Below are 17,301 nucleotides of genomic sequence, written 5' to 3'. Positions count from 1 at the left end.
ACCTCCCTTCTTGCAAGCGAAAACGCTTGCGGGAATGGCGAGCCGCTGGAGCTCGTGCTATGGGTGGGTAAGGGGATCAGGCTGTGGTTCAGACCTGCTCTGGCCAGTGCCAGGTGCCGCCGCGGTGCGCGGGCGGGTTCACGCCGTACGTCTCGTGGTGCTCGCAGCCTCCCTGCGCCAGGGAGTGGAAGAACAGGCCCGTGGGATTCACGACGGCCAGGCCCACGGTGTTCCCGTCAGGCCCGACCTCCGTGATCTGGGCGGCACGGCACTGGGAGGCGTACTCGCCCCCCGGCGTGCCGTAGGAGACGTAGTGGACGATGCGGCCAACACTCGGCTTCGGATACACGGGACCTCTTTCAGATGATGGGGACCAGGCCGGAGGGCAGCACCGGCCGTTCGTCGGGCCGGGTCACACGAACCCACGCCTGGTAGGTGCCGTCCGACAGAGGGACGGCGCCCGGGCCGATGAGGAGTCGCGCCACGGCCCCGTGATCTGAGACGTCGCCCCAGATGGCGGGATGCCACGCGTCGTCGGCCGGCTCGACCCCTGGGACGGTCAAGGCGATCTCGACCGGCTCGCTGCCCAGAGCGTTGCCGACGAAGATGTTCAGGTACTCCCTCGACATCGAGGAGATGGGCTGCACGGCTTGCCTCCCTGCTACGTGTGCGGTGAACTCGCCGACCAAAAGCGCGAGGGTGCCGCCGCCCAGAGCGGGGGCGTGGGGAGCGAGAAGCGCCCGGCTGGGTCGGTCTCGGTGACTCCGGCCAGGACGCGGCGCTTGACCCTGGGCATCGGTCGGGCTGCGGCGCTGGATTGGGCGGTGCCCAGGAGGCCACCGACTGCGGCTGTGAGCGGGATCGCCCGCGGAGCGGCCAACGCCTGGCCGAGCAGGTTGACCTTGATCCGGCTGAAGGAGCGGGCGGTGGCACCGTCCGATGCGCGGCCGAGGCGGGGCCTGCTACGTAGCGGACGGCTGGTCGACGTCTCATCGGCGGGAGTGAGCTGCCGAATCTTCAGCGCCCGTACGGGCGGTGCGGTAGCTGGGTAGGCCGCCGGGGTCAGGGTTCCGCCCTGGGCCCGCTCGGCGCTGCCAGCGCTGTCCGATTCGTGGGCGGTGTTCAGCCGGACAGTGCCTGGACTTATGGAGAGCGGGTGCTCGAAGCTGGGAGCCAGCCAGAGCCGGAACTCGAACTGAAAGGGCCAGACGGCGAGCGCTTCCTCATCGCTGCCTGTGCCCGTCAGCTGGAGCGAAGCAGGGGTGATCGAGTTCGCGTCGTCGAACTCCCAGTCGTAGGCGATGGTCAACGGCCGGCCTTCGATGGGCCGGGCGAGGTCGGCCTGGCGGGCCTGCTCGATCTTCGCCTCGTCGGTGAAGAGGAGCTGGTCGATGAAGACGGCGTCCAGGCCGTTGCTGGCGCTGCTGTCCTTCTGGTAGCGGAAGCTCACCTCGGAGCGTCCAGCGACAAGGAGCCTGACTCGCTCCCAGCCCTTCTCCCCTGAGGCACTGAACTGGAGGACGCCGTCGACGTAGACGTGCAGGAAGTCGTACCGGGCTTCGGTGGACGTGCGATACCAGAAGCCGACGAGCTTGGCCCAGGGCGGCACCTCGAAGGTCGCGGCCGACGTCTCGGTGTCAGTGATTTCCCCGCTGCGCAGGCACCAGGTGCCCAGGTGAGACAGGGCGTCTGTGCGCAGCCACGTCCCGGCGAATGGGATCGCGTAGGTCTCGTCCTCGAAGTCCTCGACGATCTCGGTCATCGTCGGCCCCCGACCGTCGCTCGAAGGCCGCGCCGGTCGAGCAGTTCTGTGAACCAGCTCCGATGCGGCTGGCCGACCCGCAGGGCGGGCATCCGGCGGACGATCCTCTGGGAGACAACCGACTCGGTTGCCGTCATCAGGCGTCCAGCCTTGTGCGGGCTGAGCGAGCGGACCTGTGTCAGTTCCACGGCCCGAGCGAATCCGACCCCTGTTCCGTGGGTCAGGGCCCCTGCCTGCTGGTCCTCGACAGCGCGGGCCAGCTGGCCGATCTTCACGGCGCGGATCCGGCGGGAGACGTCCGTCTCGCGCTTCTGGATCAGCGTCCACCCGCTGCGCAACTGGGGAGCGCGAGCGCTCTCCTGGGCTCCCCCAATGCGGGCCGACTTGCTGGCGTGGAAGGCCCGCGCGACGTCGGTCTCGGAGACGGACGGTAGCGGCGGTGTCTTCAGAGCCGTGATCGGCCATGCCCGGCTGGAGTAGCTGGCTTTCCTGGCGGGGCCGATCTTGACGCCGTGTAGGTTCCTGACCTGGGTGAACTCGTTCGACGCCAGCGGCGAAGCTGTGCGCGCCGTACGAAGTGGCCGTGCGGTCGGTCGCTCGGCAGCGGGGAGCACGGTCGTGGCTCGTGCCCGGAGAATGCGTGGGAGATTCGGGAAGCCTCGGCCGATGCGGGCCACCGGTCACCCCCTCACCAAGACGAGGCGCGGTGGACCGCGATGGGCGGCCGGTGGATGCCGCGCAAGCCGCGAACAGCTACTGGTGCCGCCTTGATCTCCACGGCGCACACACCCCACCGGGTAGAGGGGGACGGTTCGCCGCTTCGGATGTCGAAGGAGACCGGTGTGCCCACCGCAGGGGTGGCCGCGGCCTTGCGGATGGCCATCCCCGACAGGTAGGAGGCACCGCCCTGGTTGAACGTCTCAGCGACATCCGAGCTGGACGGTGTCGCCGTCTGAAAGTCGTCGGCAGCGGCGCAGAAGCCCCACGAGTCAGGGGATGTCGAGGTGTATGCCGGAAAGGTCCAGTTTTCGACCCCCGTGCTCTGGGAGCTGTTGGTGGCTCCGACTGGGTCGCTGAGATCGGCGCCGGTCAGCACATAGATCTTGATGGCGATCGGCTGGGTTCCTTCGCTGGGGAAGAAGTCCATGGTGCCGGTGACGCTCATCGACTGAGCAATGGCGGAAGAGGTGTAGATCGCCGAGCAGCCGTTGGTGTGGATGCCCTGAATCCGGAGCGTCCACGACAGGGCTGAACCGGTGTTGGTCAGGGCCACGCTGCCGTCGTTCTTGCTCATGACGCAGGCGACCAGCAGCGACCCGCTGGGCGGGGTGAAGGAGCTCGTTGCGACGCTGGTCGCGTAGGCGGATACGAGGGACGGCGAGGAGCCGTGGACCTGGATTGGCATGGCCCTCCCTGATCACGGATGTGCTGATCGGGTCAGATCCGTTCGAGCCAGAAGCAGGCCGAGATGGAGACGGCCGCCGGGAACTTGGCACGCAGGATGAAGCCGGTGTTCGGCGCGCAATCGGGGCTGTCGCCAAGCGGCAGGTCGTAGAGCACGACACCGCCGTTCGGGGTGAGCGGCCAGGTATCGATCACGCTGAGGACGGTGGGTTCCTTCCCCGCCGTCCACGCCATCGAGGCGAGGAAGCCAGCCGGGATCGGCCTGCCGTACACCTGCTGCGGGACCACTGCGGTCATGTCCGTGGACGCCCCTGCGACTGGCGGGTTGGTGGCGAACGTCGCAGCGCACACCTCGATATCGCCAGGCACCGCAGTAGCAGAAATGCCGTACAGGCCCACCCGGAGCTTCTTCAACTCCAAGCCGAAGGCAGCGGGGGCCTGGACGCCGAGCACGCTGCGCGCGACGTTCGCAGTGAGCGCGACCGGCGCGGTGACCTGGGTGGCGGGGTTGACCGTGGCCACGGTGTAGCCGGCCTTCGACATGTGGACTCCTCCTCACGCCTGCGCGGCGAAGAAGCCGTTGGGGTCCACCTGGGCGACGATCGCGGTGCCGTCCGGCGTGATGGGGAAATCGTGGCCGGTCAGCGGGATGATCGCCGAGTCGGCGGGGGCGGTGCCTGGCCGGTAGCAGACCAGGATCTTGCCCCACGCTCCGCCGTCCGCCTGGACGGCGTTCCACGTGGTGTCGGGGAGGTCGAGCAGGACGTAGTTGCTCAAATCGTTCGGGGTGGGAGGCGTCAGGTCACCCGCGGCGATGACCTTGCGGCTGTAGCCGGTGTTGGTGGCCTCGCGGCTGGTGCCCGTGGTGATGATGTCGGCCAGGGTGTCCCAGTCGCGGAGCGTCTCGTCCGCCTCCAGGTTCTCGGCCTTCAGCGCGACCAGGAGGAGCGCGCTACCTGCGGGGTCGCCTGCGATGACCCTGCGGTAGAGCTCCGCGGCCCGGCCGAGTGCGATGTTGAAGACGATGTCGGACACGGTTCTCCTCCGGCGAAGACGAATGGGTGGTTTGGAGGTGGGGCCCCGGCCCGCGCTGCCCCTCAACAGCTGGGCCGGGACCACACCAGGGCTCGACGCGCGGACGGAGAAGTCCGGCGGAGCAGGCCCGTCCCGCGGACTAGTGCGGGACGGACGTCTACTTGTAGTTCGGGACGGGTTCGAGGAGCTGCGCCCAGGCGGCCTGCGTGGTGTGCAGGCCGTACCGGGCGGCGTCCAAGGAGTGGTCGTCGAGCTTGATCGGCGCGTCGTCGCCGCGTTCGGCCTTCTTCTCGTCCCAGCTGTAGCTACCGACCTCGCCGAGGAAGCCCACGCAGGAGCGGTGCACCCGCAGATGGTCGGCGGCGATGAGGTTGGAGACGGTGCGAATGCCGTCCAGGACAGAGTTGTCGCCCATCATCGGCAGCAGCCCGTCTCGGTGCAGCTGGGTGATGAACGAGGCTGCGGACGGGTCGACGATCAGCCACTCGGGCCGCACCCCGCGGGTACCCGGCCCGTATGAGTCGGGCATGCCGTCGAGCCATTCCTGGAGCCGCGACGAATACTCGGCGTCGGTCAGCTGCCGGCGTTCAACGCGGGAGTCCCACCGCAGTTCGGAGGCCAGGTAGAGGCGCCGCTGGCCGACCTTGTCCGGGGTGGAGACGCCGATGAGCAGGGCCGCGAAAGGATTGACCGTGCCATAGTCGACACCAACGCTGAGCCAGCGCTCCATGAGCGGGATGTGGTCGACGATGTGGCGGTCGGGGTCCCACATGTCGTAGATCGCGCCCTCGGCCATGCACCACTCGCCGAGTACGTACCTGCGGTACCAGAGCCCGGTGTACTCCGCCTTGAGGTTGGTGACGTAGACGGGGTCCAAGCTGTGGTTGTCGTCGAGTTGAAACTGCCACCAGCGCAGGTCCAGCTCGTGGCTCCGCAAGAGGAACCGCTTGCGAAGCCAATGGTTCGGCGCGTCGGGGTTCGTGGTGCAGAAGATCTTGCTACCAGGCACCGAACAGCGGGCAAGGAGCTGGTCCCAGAACGCCTCCGGGATCAGCGTCGCCTCATCCACATACGCACCCGCACACGTCATGCCCCGCAGACGGGACTCGGCACGGACGTCGTTGGCACTGATGATCTCGATGCGGCGGCCGAGAATGTTCGCAGTCGGCGCGCCCCGGTTGTAGAACACCCTGCGCGCGACCGGCCCGGTCAGCGCGGGGTCCATCAGCGGCTCAAACACGTTGCGCGAGATGGTGTCGCTGGTCTTGCCGACGATCACCAGACTGCCGCCGCGAGGAGCGCGGGAGACGTACATCAGCCACCTGAGCAGGCTGGCGATGGTCTTTCCCGATCTGACCGCGCCCGTCCAGATGTTGATGCGCGCGGTGGACTCCGCGATGGACCTCTCCTGCTTGGGCGACAGCCGGACCAGGCCCAGGCTCACCCGTCGTCCTCGTCGTCCAGGTCCTCGTCTTCGTCGCCGGACTCGATCTCGCCGACCACGTGGGCCTCGACGACCTCATCCGGGGTGTGACGCCCGCGCAGCGAGTCGAACAGTGACCCGAGCAGCGACAGGACGTCGCCGTCCTGGGCGCCGTTGCGGTTCATCTGGTCCAGGCCGAGCAGGTAGCTGCGGCGCGTGATCAACTTCTCGCACGCCTCGACGGCCTTGACGTCGCCGTCGAGAGCCTTCGGCCAGAGGGCCTGCATCAGCCGGTCCAGCCGCTTGATCTCGATGTCGAGCAGCTGCTCCGAGGACTCCTGCTGCGCTTTCGCCGCGGAGGCGAGCGCGCGCGTCATGTCCTTGGAGACCGCGCGGGCGCCGCCCTTGATGCCGAGCTGCCGCGCGATTGCGTCGTGGCTCATTCCAGCCAGACGCATCTGAACGATTTTTGCTCGCCGCTCAGCGACCTCAACTCGCTTTGCAAGGGGGACACTCATTGAGCAGCACCCCCTAAAAATGTCAAGGTTGGTCTGCGTCGAATTCGCTTATCGGTGAGCTATCCTGCGAGAATGCGAATGATTAAAGCGATCACCATTAAGCAGCCCTGGGCGGCGCTGATCGTCGCCGGCCTGAAGGACGTCGAAAACAGGTCGTGGGACACCCGCTACCGCGGTGAGCTGCTGATCCATGCCGGCCAGAAGGAAGACCCCCGCGGCTGGGCCCGAGTGGCCGATCTTGGGGTGGCACTCCCCCAGGAGCTGCTCCAGTCAGGCGTGATCCTGGGGTCGGTCGAGCTGGACGACGTCGTGCGCGAGCACGACTCGGCGTGGGCCAACCACTTCCAGTGGAATTGGGTCCTGTCGGGCGCTCAGCCCGCGACCCGGTTCGTCGAGGCCAGCGGCAAGCTGGGGCTGTTCGCGCCGCCGCTCGACTGGCGTCGTGGCTTCACCGACGTGGACGCGCCGGGGCTGACGGGCTGGTCGAAGGTGAGGGACCTCGCCGTCACCGGGGGCTGATCGGGGCGTACTCGAAGGACACGGTGCCCAGCCGCCGCGGGTTGAGGGAGTGCGCGTGCAGGTGCTTCTCCTTCGAGGTGGTGCGCAGGCTCTTGTCCTGCCCAACCAGCCTCCATCGCGGTGACCGGGAGCGGTAGGCGATCAGCGCCGGATGCGACAGCACCGCGCGCAGGCGATAGCCGCGCTCGTACAGATGCTGTCCCATCCATTCCGTCAAAGCGCCGCCGATCGACAGCCCCTGATAGTCCGGCAACACCACAGTGCGGTGCGCCATTTTAATATTGCGGGTCTTTGGGTGCGGAAAATGCCGATACGACGTGAACGCCACCAACTCGCCGCCGATAAAACCACCGAAACACTTCGCGGCCTTATGCAGGGTGCCGGTCAGATAGTGATGACGGCGAAAGACTTCCCAGGCCGACCGATCGACCTCGCGAACGTCGAGCTGGAGCGCGGGCCGGGATTGAACCGACCTCCACTCAAAGCTGCTCGTGGCGACGTCGAGCACCCAGTCTGGCTGCAGCCAGTCGAGCACGTCGTAGTGGCACGTTACGGCCACAAGCTGTCGCTTCCCGCGCCGTACGGCTTTCGCGACGGCGTGGCTGGCGACCTTGGCCACCTGCCGGTCGACCACGCTGGTGAACTCGTCGACGACGACCAGGCCGTCCGTGTCGGCCAGCGCACGGGCGATCGACGCTCGGAAGGCTTCACCGTTGGAGAGCGTGCCGTACGGCCGGAGCCACGCCGGCGGACTGGACAGGCCGACCGCGCCGAGCAGCGCGACGATGTCCTTGATGCCCATCCCCTTCGGGAAGTCATCGACGAGGGCCTGGTTGGTCCACGTCTGGGTGCCCATGATCTTGTCTGGCCACAGGTGCCGGGCGATCGTGGACTTGCCCGCGCCGGATGGCCCTACGATCAGGCCCACGTTCCACGGCTTCTGCTCGATGGGCAGGTCCATGGACCAGGAGTTGGTCAGCTTCTCCTCGATGGCCACGTCGAACATGCCCTGAAGCTGGAGCACTCTGGGCGAGGGCTGGACCGGGGCCGACAGGGTGATGTCAGCGCGCACCAACACCGCCTTTCGATGGTGAGGGGTTACGGGAATGGTGGTGCGAGTCCGGCGGACGCAGCCCTACTCTCGATCATGTGACGACCCTCGACCGCGACACGCTCGTAGCATCCGCGCAGGACTTCGCCCGGCGCGCTCTTGACGCCTACCTCGACGACGACACGCGGGTGATCCTGATCAATGCCGCGCTCTCGCTTGAGCACCTCAGCAAGGCATGCCTATTCGATAAGCACCCAGCGCTGTTGGTGGAGCTCCGAAACGGCAACCTCGATTCGTTACTGCACCTTATCGGCTTAGGCGCGAACGCCCGAAAACTAAAGGAGCCCCGGACGATCAGTGCGAGAGAGGCCCTCGCAAGGGTCGACCAACTGATGCCGGTGCGGACACCCAAGCCGCTACTGGAACAACTCATCGATGTGCGAGACGGGGTCGTACACGCTGGCTACCTGAACCCAGCCAACACCAGGGAGGTCTTGGCGGGCTTCTTACGGTTCTCCAACGAGCTATACGACGAGATGAACGTGGAGGAGCCACTCCGCTGGAGTAGCCATGCCGAGCTCGTAGCGTCGCTTATCCGAGACTCACTCACTGAGATCGATCACGAGGTCAAGCGCAAGATCGCAGCAGCCAAGCAACGCCTTGCCCGCGTGATGAGCATGGTTCCCCCCGATCAGCAGGCTGCGCTAGACGCCGCGCGCCAAGGGCTCATGCCGACCTCATATACCTTTTTCCGGCCGGAATACAGGCACTACGATTACCCGATCATGCAACTTTCGGCGACCTGCCCGGCCTGCAACCATTCAGACGCGTCCGTGTGGGGGCGCATAGAGTGGGGCGCTGCGGAGTTGCGGGCAATCTCCCCGATTCCTCTTGATTTCGGCGGGCGCGAGGAGGCCAATCTACTTTTCCCCGAGGCGTTCTTCTGCGCATCGTGCGAGCTGCGGTTTGATTTCTCTGATGAGCTGGAGGCAGCAGGATTCTCTGTGATCGAGATCGTCACCCCAGGTTGGCGTGAGGATAGCTTCTGGGACACGGATGGGCCGATTTCAATCACATGAGGGCGCGGACTTTGTAGCCCTGCTTGACCAGGCGCTGGAGCAGTTCTACCTGCTGGTCTTCATTTTCGCAGGTGACGACCACGCCCCAGACCGTTGGGCGGTCTTCCTCGTCGGCGTCGCCGGGGTCGGGGAGCGGTTCCTCGTCATCGTCGAAGGTCGGCCGGTCGGCGTTGAGCGCCTCTTCGAGGTCGGCCAGGTCATCCATGTCGTAGCCGGTCGCTGCCAACAGCTGCGCGTCGATCGCGGCGATCGAGGTGAGCATGTCGACCAGGCCGTGCCCGTGCCAGCCGCCCTTCTCGGACAGGTGGTTGCTCGCGATCAGGTACGCCTCGGCGTCGGCGTCGGACCGAGACTCCCAGCCGCGCAGGATCGGGACCATCCACGCGCCGTTCTCGGCGACCTGCACTCCAGAGGGGGCGCCGACGCGTTCCGCCTCCATCATTTCGAGCACTTCGAGCCGGCCGTGGCCGACGACCAGACGGCCGGTCCGGTCGTCGAGCTCGCCCGCGATGAGGAGGCCGAACTGCTCGATCGCGGCGCGGATTCCCTCGAGGTCGTGGTCCTTGGGGTTGCGTGGGGCGCGCGGGATGGAGGCGAGCGCCATGTGCTCGATGTAGCGGGATGCCGGCAAGGTCCACCTCGTTCAGGCAGAGGGGCGATGTTGGGTTCCCGAGCTGGTCGCGTCGCTCCACTCCCCCGGTGGGAGGCGCGACCGGCTCGGGACCACTGTGCAGGACATGCCCGCGTTCATGGTAAGGGCCCCGAACCTGTGCAGGTCCGGGGCCCGTTCAAGGGGTAGATGTTGGTCGTGGAGACACTCGTCTCACGATGGGCGTTACCCTACGCACGCTTGTCAAGCCGGGGCAACCGCGATTGCGTGTGAATGGGCAGCGGCCCGCTCAGAAAGCCTTGGGGGACGGCGAGCAAGCAGCTACCGTTAGCAAGGACGGTGTCACACGACTCCAGCTTGCCAGCAAGAGCAGGTAGGAAACGATCACAAGACCTACTCCGATGTACGTGGTAACAAAACGATGGAGCGATGATCCATCGCATCGCCTAACCGCACACGGACCAGTTCCACACATAAATATGTCTTAGCGGCTTCCTGGAGGCGCCCAGATGGATTTCCTGACTGCTTTCCTTGCGAGCTTGGGGGCAGTCCTTCTTGAGGGAGCAAAAGCCACTACACAAGTATCCCTTGAGAGAGGGCTTAACTCTAAAGGGGAGCTAGATCTCTCGACGGGCACGCCACAAACGGTTCTTGTATCTCTCAGGCTTAGAATGATGTCCTCCGGCACCATGGTTAAGCCGCACTGGGTTTACGTTGGCCTCAAGTCCAGAGGAGGTCCACTACTAAGGGTCATGCTCGCCCACGGGGAACAACTGCGAGTGCGGATCCCAGCTCAGCCTTCGGGATATGACCTGTATGCGCTATTCGTCGACCTGCCATCCTCAACTTCCGACAAGCCCGTTATCCGTGCCGCAATTCTAAATGATCACATACTTCCCGTGGGCAAGAAAGCTCTTAAGTATCACGAGACCGTAGGTCCTCTTCGCTATGTCGATCGCATTGAGCTAGAAAGAACAATCACAGAAAACGATCTGCACTTTTCCCTTCCTTATATCTTGCCGCCAGGGCAATTCCAACTGTTGCCTGGCCTCTTCGACATCAGTACAGGTCGCTTTGCCCCGCTTGGCAGCGGGCCTGAGATTCCCTCTAGCCCTACTACCAGAGCAACGACGCGGCCCGCTCTGCCTCGCCCCGCCGAAGGCTCACGCAACCCCAACAGCACAGGCAGCTCGCACTTGCTCGACGGCGAACCTGCCGATACCCCCCTCCCTCCCGCCAGAGACAGAGCGCGGCCCGCTCTTCCGCCTCCGTCGGGCAAGGAATCAGGCAACCCCCACAGAAGCGGTCCGCCGAGATCAGCAGAAGCTAGCCGAGCCAATGACGGCTACGCAGCGCCTGAACGGCCGAAACGCAAGCGTCGCAAAGCCGGGCCCCCACTTCCTGAATACATCTCCAGGGAGCGCTTCGCTGTCGAGCTCTACAATGAGACCCCGATGTCCGAGGAAGATTTTGCGTCCTTGGGCCTGAACATCAAAGGGCAGTGGCGATCAGCCTACGGATATTCCTCGCGCGGCTGCATGACTTACGAGGCGTCGGGCAGGAAGTGTGACCATAGTCCAGCCCACGGCTTCCTGCTTTGCAAGAATCATCTCTTCGACTTATACGACGGCATGATCTTGGCAGTTGTGGATTCGGAAGATGTATTCATGAGGTGAGCGATAGGACCGACTCAGCGCCAGGCTCGCCTCCGCAGAAATCACAACCCGAGCCCGGCGGCGGCGTTGTCGGTCCACCGGTCCACGATCTGCATATAGCCGAATAGATCCCTAGACGTGGGAGACCAACCGCCCTGCGCCGCGATCGACACCGCGTCGTGCCCAGCGCGGCGAGCCTCCGTCGCCAGACCCGAGCGCAGGCCGTGCGCTGTCCGGCCTTCCAGCCCGGCCCGTTGAGCGGCGCGGGTCACGACGTCCCCGACCGCCTGACCGGACAGTCCCCGATCCCGCAGATTGTCGTGCCGGTCGATCCACCGGAACGCCGGGCCCTCCACCAGGCCGGACGCGGCCAGCCACGCCCGCCATGCTCGGACCGGGCAGGTGAGCGGGTTCGACCCGTACGGCACGGCCACCTCGCGGGCGCCGCGCTTGCCGTACCGGACCCGGACGAGGAGCCCCTCCTCGACCTGGTCGACGTCGGTCACGTGCAGCCCGGCGATCTCCGACCGGCGGGCCGCGACCGCGAACCCGACCAGGAGCAGCGCCCGGTCACGGAGACCGGCGAGCGTGTCGTCCGGGCAGGCCCGGCACATCAGTCGCAGCTGCGCGACCGTGACCGCGGGTGCCTTCCCCCGGCCACGCCGCTCGTTTGCCCGAGCGAGATTATCCGCCTCCGCGGCCATCGCCCTCCGAGCGGCCTGCATGACCGGCTTGTCGATCGGCCGGCCCGCGTCCCGGAACGTCACCGACACCCCGGCGAGCCGCCGGTCCACGGTCGAGGGGGCGCTCCCTGCCGTGTACAGCCAGTTGACGAACCCGACCAGCGTGCCGAGCGTCGCCGCGCCGATCGGGATGCGCAGGTCAGCGCAGTACACCGTCCACGTCCTCCAGTCGTCGTCGTAGGCCCGGCGGGTGTTCGGCTTTGTCGTCTCGTCCAGGTAGGCGACGGCGGCCTGGTCGAGCGCGGCCAGCCGCTCCGCGACCTCGTCGTCCAGGACCAGGGCACCGCCCGGGAGCTCCGCCAGTTCGGCGGTCATCGCCGCCCCCCATCGTCGTGCGGGAGGTAGGTGACGAACTGGTCGTCGCGGCACGCCGCCAGCGCGGGATCGTCGGGAGAGACGCCGTTCGCGACGGCCATCGCCCGGTAGTTGTCGTACAGCTCGACGGGCGACTGCACCGTCGAGAAGTCGACGCGGGACAGCCGTAGCCTGATCGCCAGGTTGTGCGCAGCGCCCCTCAGCAGGAAGCCAGCGCACGTCTTCGGGCGGCGCGACCCTGCGGCGTGGCAGCCGAACACCTTGTCGGACATGTCGTAGCTGGTGCGCGCCGAGAACCGGAACACCTCCGCCGGGAAGGCGCCGGCCGGTGCGTCCTTACGCCAAGGGCAGCGTGTGCAGGGTTCCGTCTGGAATTCGTCGCTGCCGCCCTCGAGGGATGTGACTCCCCAGACGCCGTCGCCTCCGTCGTGGACGCCCACGACGCGTGGCGGGGTTTTGCTCATGATGATCTCGCTTCTTCGGGTGAGGCGAACACCCTGTGGCTAGCAGGATGATCATGGATTCTGACCCATGATAAGGGAACCCTATCGTGAATTACCAGCATTTCGCGAAAAGTTAGAATCGACGAATGTTCGCTCGGAGGGCCTCGAACTGCGAGACGTCCCTAGCGATCATCTCCGTTCCATAAAGCCAGGAGCCAGCCCTTCATCACCGCAGTGAAATGAAGGAATGACAGATAGTTCAGCCCGCTTGCGAAGGCATCGCCGCATCGCCTTCACATGGACAGTTCTCGTGATCCTTGCCCTGACCTCAGGCATCAGCGCCCAGCTCGCGGCAGCACCCGCCGCTCCACCTCGATGGTCCATCGCCTTCATAGGCTTTGCCTTCTTCAGCATGCTGATACTCGGCCGGTGGGGCCAATCAATCGGCGTGATGGCTGGCTTCGAGGCCCAACGCCGAGCCGCCGAAGACCCCGGCCAGAAGATCCAGGGTCGAATCCAAGCCGTGAACGACGCCTTCGCCGAGACCGCGCGCCTCATGAGCGACCTTGATCGAGAGATCCGAGCACAACAAGCCGCCCGGTTAGCGCTCATTGCCGAGGCCGAGGAACAGAAGAACCTCCTCGCCATCAACACTGACCAGGCAGAAGGAATTCGCAAGATCATCATCGGTCAAACCGATGCGACGGTCCGAACCGAACGCCGACGCCAATGGATGTTCTTCGCCTTCGGCCTCCTCGTCTCCATCCCCATCGGCATTGGCATCAACCTCGTAAGCGACAACATCACCGCAAGCCAGCCACCCGCGCCCCCGGCCTCCCCCGCGCCGACCTCTTCACCCGCTCGACCCTCAGCAAGTCCCTCACGTTGACGAAGCCGCCCCCCTCCCCCGGCCGACGCAACCTCGGCACCCCCGACACCCCATCAACCACCCAACACCCCAACACACCCGACGCCACCCACCGATTCACCGTCGAACGCGACACCCCAACACGCGCAGCAGCACCATCAAGATCCACCCACATGACACCCATCATGCGGCAACCCAGACAAAGCGCGACCACAACAGCAGCGCGGCCCCGGGGCCGGCAGGGGGGGTACCCCCCGGACACGCGAAAGCCGCCGCACGCGGTGATCGCGTGCGGCGGCTTCGTTCGGTGCTGCTAGGCGCGGCGCGGCGCGACGTCGCCGACGTGCTTCGCAAGCTCGGCCTTGGCACTCGCCATGTCATCGGCAAGCGCCGCGATCGTGTCGGCGTAGCGCGCTTCGATGTGCGCGGGCGTGCGGCGCGACTGCTTGCGCGCGCCCGTCTCCGTAATCTCGGCGAGGCTCCGCCAGATCGTCACGCCCGTGCTGACGACGGTCCGCACTTCGGCGGGCTTGCCAGTCAGCCACGCGCAGATCTGCGCAAGCCAGCCGTCGTTCAGGATGGCGCGACGCACGCCGCTTGCGGGCAAGTCGGTGCCGACCGGCGCGACCAGGCCAGCCATGTGCAGCATGTCCGCCCAATCCTCCGCCGCAGTCTCGACACAGAGGTTGGCAGCGGCGATCCGGTCGGACACCTCGCCGGGCTTGGTGGCGGACGGCTCGCCGGACTTGGCGGCGGACTCCGCGCGCCGCACGGTGGCGGCCAGCGCGTCATGCATGACGCGGGCAACGTCGATTCCGTAGCGCTCGGCCTTGCGCAGAAGCGGGACCTTAACGTTGATCATGATTCGCATGGTGATGCTCCGTTCGGGTGAGGTTGGCTGACTGGCTAGGTCGTGTGGGGTGGCGCGCGGTCCCCGAACCGCGCGCCGGTGCTGCTACTTCGCGGTGGCGGGCTTGGCGGCGGGCTTGCCGTTCTCCAGCTCGGCGACCTTGGCGCGCAGCGCCGCAAGCTCCGCATCCTTGGCGCGGTTCTCGGCCTCCGCAGCGTCGGCGCGGATCTTGTCGATCACCGCGCGGAACTGCGCCGGGGTCATGCTCGCGAGGTACGCGGAGTCACCTCCGAGCTTGGCCAGACCACGGGCGGAACGCTTGATCCACTTGCCGCCCTTGGCGTCGGTGAAGACGTGCGCCGCGTTGTCGGCGTCGCCCGCCTTGACCAGCTCGTCAACGGGCATCACGTCGCCCGTGAGCTTGCCCTCGGTGAAGTAGTCCGCCCAGACGGCGGGGACCATCGGCACGTAGCGGGTGAAGCGGGTGAGCTTGTCGAACGCGGCGAGAGCGTCACCGATGCCGGTGAGGATCTGGGACGTGGTGAAGCTGGTCATGGTCGCACCTTTCGGGGCTGTAGGGGGCGCTCCCGCCCTGTTGCGGGAGCGCCGGGGGTGTTACAGGACTTGCGTCTCTTCGCCCGTGTCCGTGGACGTGGCGGGCTTAGAGGCGGCTTCCGGCTTGCGCTTCCGCTTGCGGAATCGGAGCGTGAGCCCGACCCCAATCGCGAGTGCCAGCAGGACCGCACCGACCGTCAGGCCGACCGTCGGCGGGATGCCCTTGTCTGCGCTGGCGAGTCCGGCACCCGCAAGGGGTTCCGTCCGGCTCGTGGAGTCCGCTTGCGGTTCCGCTTGCGGGTTTCCAGGACGGCCGGAGGGTCCGGGCGAGCCGGGCGGGCCCGTAGGTCCGGGGTCGCCCTTCGGACCGGCGATGCCGCGCGGTCCTGCCTGCCCTTGCGGGCCGGTGCTTCCGGGCGGGCCCGTGGGTCCGGGCTTCCCGTCCGCGCCGGGCTTGCCGGATGGGCCGGTGTCGCCCTTGGGCCCTTGGGCACCGGGCTTGCCGTCCGCTCCCGCCTTGCCGGGTTCGCCGGGCTTGCCGTCGGCACCGGGCTTGCCGGGCGCGCCGGATGGTCCGGGGTCACCCTTCGGGCCTTGGGCACCGGGCGAACCGGGAAGCCCTTGCGGGCCGGGCTCGCCCTGCGGGCCCTGCGGTCCGGGCGGTCCGGGCGGGCCCGTGACCGGCACGAACACCGTGACCGTGGTGGTCACGGTGACCTCCGGTCCCGGCGTGCCGCCGGGCGGATCATCCTGTGCCGCTGCGAGAGCGGCGATCGGTGTGCCCGTGAGTGCGAGTGTCGCGACCAGTGCCGCGATGCCCCGCCGGGCGTTGGTGAATGTCATCACGACACAAATTGTGTCGTTGCCAATCTTGGCCTTGAAGCACGAAGTGATCTCAAATCGGACACAAGTTGATCACAACGAAGGTGGGCGGCTAGCTGACGTTATAGGGCGGCATTTCCCTATCAACCAGGCGTTTTGGTCGCCTTGTGTCAATGTGGGTTGACTCTGGGTGCGGGGTTTGGGGTGTGGCAACGTGGGTTGACGCCTCTTCCGCGTGGGACATTTTGTGTCTACGCTTGCGGGGTGGCTGAGCGGGAGTTGTCGGATGAGCAGCGGGTGGCGCTGGCGGAGTTGAGGCATGTGTCGGCCGAGTTGGCGAGGTTTGAGCGCCGGCAGCGGGAGTTGGTGCTTCAGTGTCGCGAGGTGTTGGAGATTCAGGCGCGGGATGTGGCGTTGGCTGCGTATGGGGAGTGGTCGGAGACGACTCGTCGGCGGATTCAGCGGATCCAGGGGACGTCTTGATCTTGGTACGACCAGGGTCGAAGCGCTGTAGTTGTCTCTGAGCACACGAAAGGGTCGGGGGTATCCATGGATACCGACCGACCCTTGTTTGTGTCCCAGTGTCGATTCTGGGACCGTCTAGCGTGCGTCTCGTGTCAAGCTTTGCGCGTATTGCGCGAACAGTCCGTAGAAGGTCAACCCCAGCAGCGACGAGACGAGAAGCTGGGGGCGCGCTTGTTTGTGCTGGTCATCGCCCGGTGAGGCGGTGGAGAAGTGTCCGCTTGGGCTTGTAGGTGTGCTGTGGGCAGTGGTCGCCTCCGAGGTCGCAGTGGATCCAGCCGTGTCGGGCGGCTTCGGCGCGGCAGCGTTCGATGCGGGTGTCGTTGACGCGGACGAAGGCGACGGGGCAGCCGTGGGCGTCGCAGGCGATGCTGGGCACGGTGGTGCGGCTCATGGGGTGATCACGGTGATGTTGTCGAGGATGGTGAGGGTGACGGGCTTGAGCTCGGTCTTCTCGTAGACCCTGAAGCCGCGCGCGTCGAGGATGTACTCCCCGTTTTCGTCTCGGGCTGGCCGCGAGTCGCTGCGGTAGAAGTTGCGGCTTCCGCGCCCGTTGGGCTGGATCTTGACGCGGGGCTCGCGGTCGCGGCCGGTGATGGCCTGGTGCGTGGGGTTGTCGGGGTCGGCGCGGACCCACTTGTAGACCTTGGGGTCGTAGATGGCGTCCCAGATGTCGATGACGACGCCTTCGGTGATTTCGCAGCTGCGGCTGGACATGCGCGGGTAGAGCACGGTGGTCCCGATCGTGTAGGTGTTGCCGCGCCAGTCGGTGCGGGTCGGTGTGGTCATTCCTGCTCCTGGTGGTCGTTGGTGGGTCGGCGGAGGAGGTCGCGGGCGAGTTCGGCGCCGCGGCGTGCGGTGTCGGTGCCGGGTGGGCGGTTGTCGGTGGTCCAGGGTTCGGGCCGGCGTGCGTTGGTGGGTCGCCAGCCTTGGCCGCGGAGTGCGTGGAGGTATTCGAGGGCGAAGATTTCGGCGTCGGTGGGGTCGTCCTGGTTGTCGCGTTCGCGGAGGCGGTGGGTGAGCGCGGCGACGGCGGCCCGGGTTTGACGGTCGAGGCTCTCGTGGTCGGTCATGGTCGTTCCTTGCTGGCCATTCTGCTTGCGGGTTGTCCACATGTCGCCGGGTGT

22 protein-coding genes are annotated in these 17,301 nt (G+C 66.4%); 3 read left to right on the top strand and 19 right to left on the bottom strand.

The window, feature by feature from the left end:
* Positions 1–88 precede the first annotated feature (88 nt).
* From ACIBG7_RS12660 to ACIBG7_RS12620, 9 genes are all read right to left on the bottom strand, one after another.
* On the bottom strand, positions 89–349 hold the full coding sequence (locus ACIBG7_RS12660; protein WP_397336182.1) for a hypothetical protein: 261 nt from the start codon (positions 347–349) through the stop codon (positions 89–91).
* Between the two features lie 10 nt (positions 350–359).
* On the bottom strand, positions 360–647 hold the full coding sequence (locus tag ACIBG7_RS12655) for a hypothetical protein (RefSeq protein ID WP_397336181.1): 288 nt from the start codon (positions 645–647) through the stop codon (positions 360–362).
* Between the two features lie 14 nt (positions 648–661).
* Positions 662–1,762 carry a hypothetical protein gene (locus ACIBG7_RS12650; RefSeq protein WP_397336180.1) on the bottom strand — a complete coding sequence of 367 codons (1,101 nt, stop codon included), beginning with the start codon at positions 1,760–1,762 and terminating at the stop codon, positions 662–664.
* Positions 1,759–2,439: a hypothetical protein gene (locus ACIBG7_RS12645; protein ID WP_397336179.1), complete on the bottom strand. Its 681-nt coding sequence runs from the start codon at positions 2,437–2,439 to the stop codon at positions 1,759–1,761. Before ACIBG7_RS12645 ends, ACIBG7_RS12650 begins: the two co-directional genes overlap by 4 nt.
* Positions 2,440–2,450: 11 nt before the next feature.
* On the bottom strand, positions 2,451–3,167 hold the full coding sequence (locus ACIBG7_RS12640; protein ID WP_397336178.1) for a hypothetical protein: 717 nt from the start codon (positions 3,165–3,167) through the stop codon (positions 2,451–2,453).
* 32 nt (positions 3,168–3,199) lie between these two features.
* The gene (locus ACIBG7_RS12635; RefSeq protein WP_397336177.1) at positions 3,200–3,709 is read right to left on the bottom strand and encodes a hypothetical protein; all 510 of its coding nucleotides are present in this window, start codon (positions 3,707–3,709) and stop codon (positions 3,200–3,202) included.
* 12 nt (positions 3,710–3,721) lie between these two features.
* A complete protein-coding gene (locus ACIBG7_RS12630; RefSeq protein ID WP_397336176.1) occupies positions 3,722–4,201 on the bottom strand; it encodes a hypothetical protein in 480 nt (159 codons plus the stop codon).
* Between the two features lie 157 nt (positions 4,202–4,358).
* On the bottom strand, positions 4,359–5,645 hold the full coding sequence (locus ACIBG7_RS12625) for a PBSX family phage terminase large subunit (protein WP_397336175.1): 1,287 nt from the start codon (positions 5,643–5,645) through the stop codon (positions 4,359–4,361).
* Entirely contained in the window at positions 5,642–6,067 is a 426-nt protein-coding gene (locus ACIBG7_RS12620; RefSeq protein WP_397336173.1) for a hypothetical protein, read from the bottom strand. The genes ACIBG7_RS12625 and ACIBG7_RS12620 overlap by 4 nt, the downstream gene beginning before the upstream one ends.
* Before the next feature lie 147 nt (positions 6,068–6,214).
* Here ACIBG7_RS12620 and ACIBG7_RS12615 point away from each other — a divergent pair, with 147 nt between their 5' ends.
* The gene (locus ACIBG7_RS12615; protein ID WP_397336172.1) at positions 6,215–6,661 is read left to right on the top strand and encodes an ASCH domain-containing protein; all 447 of its coding nucleotides are present in this window, start codon (positions 6,215–6,217) and stop codon (positions 6,659–6,661) included.
* Here the strand turns inward: ACIBG7_RS12615 and ACIBG7_RS12610 are convergent.
* Entirely contained in the window at positions 6,648–7,667 is a 1,020-nt protein-coding gene (locus ACIBG7_RS12610; RefSeq protein ID WP_397336171.1) for a GNAT family N-acetyltransferase, read from the bottom strand. The genes ACIBG7_RS12615 and ACIBG7_RS12610 overlap by 14 nt on opposite strands.
* Positions 7,668–7,810: 143 nt before the next feature.
* Here ACIBG7_RS12610 and ACIBG7_RS12605 point away from each other — a divergent pair, with 143 nt between their 5' ends.
* Complete coding sequence (locus tag ACIBG7_RS12605; RefSeq protein WP_397336170.1) at positions 7,811–8,791, top strand: hypothetical protein; 981 nt, start codon at positions 7,811–7,813, stop codon at positions 8,789–8,791.
* On the opposite strand, the gene ACIBG7_RS12600 is transcribed toward ACIBG7_RS12605, so the two are convergent.
* The 3 genes from ACIBG7_RS12600 to ACIBG7_RS12590 form a co-directional block, all read right to left on the bottom strand.
* Positions 8,784–9,395 (bottom strand): hypothetical protein, encoded by a 612-nt coding sequence (locus ACIBG7_RS12600; RefSeq protein ID WP_397336169.1) that lies wholly within the window; start codon positions 9,393–9,395, stop codon positions 8,784–8,786. The genes ACIBG7_RS12605 and ACIBG7_RS12600 overlap by 8 nt on opposite strands.
* A 1,723-nt stretch (positions 9,396–11,118) precedes the next feature.
* The gene (locus tag ACIBG7_RS12595; RefSeq protein ID WP_397336168.1) at positions 11,119–12,114 is read right to left on the bottom strand and encodes a site-specific integrase; all 996 of its coding nucleotides are present in this window, start codon (positions 12,112–12,114) and stop codon (positions 11,119–11,121) included.
* Positions 12,111–12,578, bottom strand: a complete 468-nt coding sequence (locus tag ACIBG7_RS12590) for a DUF6283 family protein (protein ID WP_397336167.1) — start codon at positions 12,576–12,578, stop codon at positions 12,111–12,113. Before ACIBG7_RS12590 ends, ACIBG7_RS12595 begins: the two co-directional genes overlap by 4 nt.
* Positions 12,579–12,867: 289 nt before the next feature.
* Here ACIBG7_RS12590 and ACIBG7_RS12585 point away from each other — a divergent pair, with 289 nt between their 5' ends.
* Positions 12,868–13,446 (top strand): hypothetical protein, encoded by a 579-nt coding sequence (locus ACIBG7_RS12585; RefSeq protein WP_397336166.1) that lies wholly within the window; start codon positions 12,868–12,870, stop codon positions 13,444–13,446.
* Between the two features lie 292 nt (positions 13,447–13,738).
* Here ACIBG7_RS12585 and ACIBG7_RS12580 read toward each other — a convergent pair whose 3' ends face one another.
* The 6 genes from ACIBG7_RS12580 to ACIBG7_RS12555 all read right to left on the bottom strand — a co-directional run bounded on the left by ACIBG7_RS12580 (position 13,739) and on the right by ACIBG7_RS12555 (position 17,247).
* Positions 13,739–14,287 carry a hypothetical protein gene (locus ACIBG7_RS12580; protein WP_397336165.1) on the bottom strand — a complete coding sequence of 183 codons (549 nt, stop codon included), beginning with the start codon at positions 14,285–14,287 and terminating at the stop codon, positions 13,739–13,741.
* Between the two features lie 93 nt (positions 14,288–14,380).
* Entirely contained in the window at positions 14,381–14,830 is a 450-nt protein-coding gene (locus ACIBG7_RS12575; RefSeq protein ID WP_397336164.1) for a hypothetical protein, read from the bottom strand.
* A gap of 60 nt (positions 14,831–14,890) precedes the next feature.
* On the bottom strand, positions 14,891–15,676 hold the full coding sequence (locus ACIBG7_RS12570; RefSeq protein WP_397336163.1) for a hypothetical protein: 786 nt from the start codon (positions 15,674–15,676) through the stop codon (positions 14,891–14,893).
* Between the two features lie 685 nt (positions 15,677–16,361).
* On the bottom strand, positions 16,362–16,568 hold the full coding sequence (locus ACIBG7_RS12565; protein ID WP_397336162.1) for a hypothetical protein: 207 nt from the start codon (positions 16,566–16,568) through the stop codon (positions 16,362–16,364).
* Positions 16,565–16,963, bottom strand: coding sequence for a hypothetical protein (locus tag ACIBG7_RS12560; protein ID WP_397336161.1), 399 nt, complete (start codon positions 16,961–16,963; stop codon positions 16,565–16,567). The genes ACIBG7_RS12565 and ACIBG7_RS12560 overlap by 4 nt, the downstream gene beginning before the upstream one ends.
* A complete protein-coding gene (locus ACIBG7_RS12555; protein ID WP_397336160.1) occupies positions 16,960–17,247 on the bottom strand; it encodes a hypothetical protein in 288 nt (95 codons plus the stop codon). The genes ACIBG7_RS12560 and ACIBG7_RS12555 overlap by 4 nt, the downstream gene beginning before the upstream one ends.
* Positions 17,248–17,301 lie beyond the last annotated feature (54 nt).

It is taken from the genome of Nonomuraea sp. NPDC050328, from assembly GCF_044459405.1.
Taxonomy (GTDB): Bacteria; Actinomycetota; Actinomycetes; order Streptosporangiales; family Streptosporangiaceae; genus Nonomuraea.
Note: the sequence above shows the minus strand (reverse complement) of the source record. Positions and strands in the feature narration are given on the sequence as shown.

Excerpts from the sequence above, each read along its gene's own strand:
- ACIBG7_RS12650 (WP_397336180.1), bottom strand. The coding sequence starts at position 1,762 with ATGACCGAGATCGTCGAGGACTTCGAGGACGAGACCTACGCGATCCCA.
- ACIBG7_RS12640 (WP_397336178.1), bottom strand. The coding sequence starts at position 3,167 with ATGCCAATCCAGGTCCACGGCTCCTCGCCGTCCCTCGTATCCGCCTAC.
- ACIBG7_RS12635 (WP_397336177.1), bottom strand. The coding sequence starts at position 3,709 with ATGTCGAAGGCCGGCTACACCGTGGCCACGGTCAACCCCGCCACCCAG.
- ACIBG7_RS12620 (WP_397336173.1), bottom strand. The coding sequence starts at position 6,067 with ATGAGCCACGACGCAATCGCGCGGCAGCTCGGCATCAAGGGCGGCGCC.
- ACIBG7_RS12615 (WP_397336172.1), top strand. The coding sequence starts at position 6,215 with ATGCGAATGATTAAAGCGATCACCATTAAGCAGCCCTGGGCGGCGCTG.
- ACIBG7_RS12610 (WP_397336171.1), bottom strand. The coding sequence starts at position 7,667 with ATGTTCGACGTGGCCATCGAGGAGAAGCTGACCAACTCCTGGTCCATG.
- ACIBG7_RS12600 (WP_397336169.1), bottom strand. The coding sequence starts at position 9,395 with ATGGCGCTCGCCTCCATCCCGCGCGCCCCACGCAACCCCAAGGACCAC.
- ACIBG7_RS12595 (WP_397336168.1), bottom strand. The coding sequence starts at position 12,114 with ATGACCGCCGAACTGGCGGAGCTCCCGGGCGGTGCCCTGGTCCTGGAC.
- ACIBG7_RS12590 (WP_397336167.1), bottom strand. The coding sequence starts at position 12,578 with ATGAGCAAAACCCCGCCACGCGTCGTGGGCGTCCACGACGGAGGCGAC.
- ACIBG7_RS12580 (WP_397336165.1), bottom strand. The coding sequence starts at position 14,287 with ATGATCAACGTTAAGGTCCCGCTTCTGCGCAAGGCCGAGCGCTACGGA.
- ACIBG7_RS12575 (WP_397336164.1), bottom strand. The coding sequence starts at position 14,830 with ATGACCAGCTTCACCACGTCCCAGATCCTCACCGGCATCGGTGACGCT.
- ACIBG7_RS12565 (WP_397336162.1), bottom strand. The coding sequence starts at position 16,568 with ATGAGCCGCACCACCGTGCCCAGCATCGCCTGCGACGCCCACGGCTGC.
- ACIBG7_RS12560 (WP_397336161.1), bottom strand. The coding sequence starts at position 16,963 with ATGACCACACCGACCCGCACCGACTGGCGCGGCAACACCTACACGATC.
- ACIBG7_RS12555 (WP_397336160.1), bottom strand. The coding sequence starts at position 17,247 with ATGACCGACCACGAGAGCCTCGACCGTCAAACCCGGGCCGCCGTCGCC.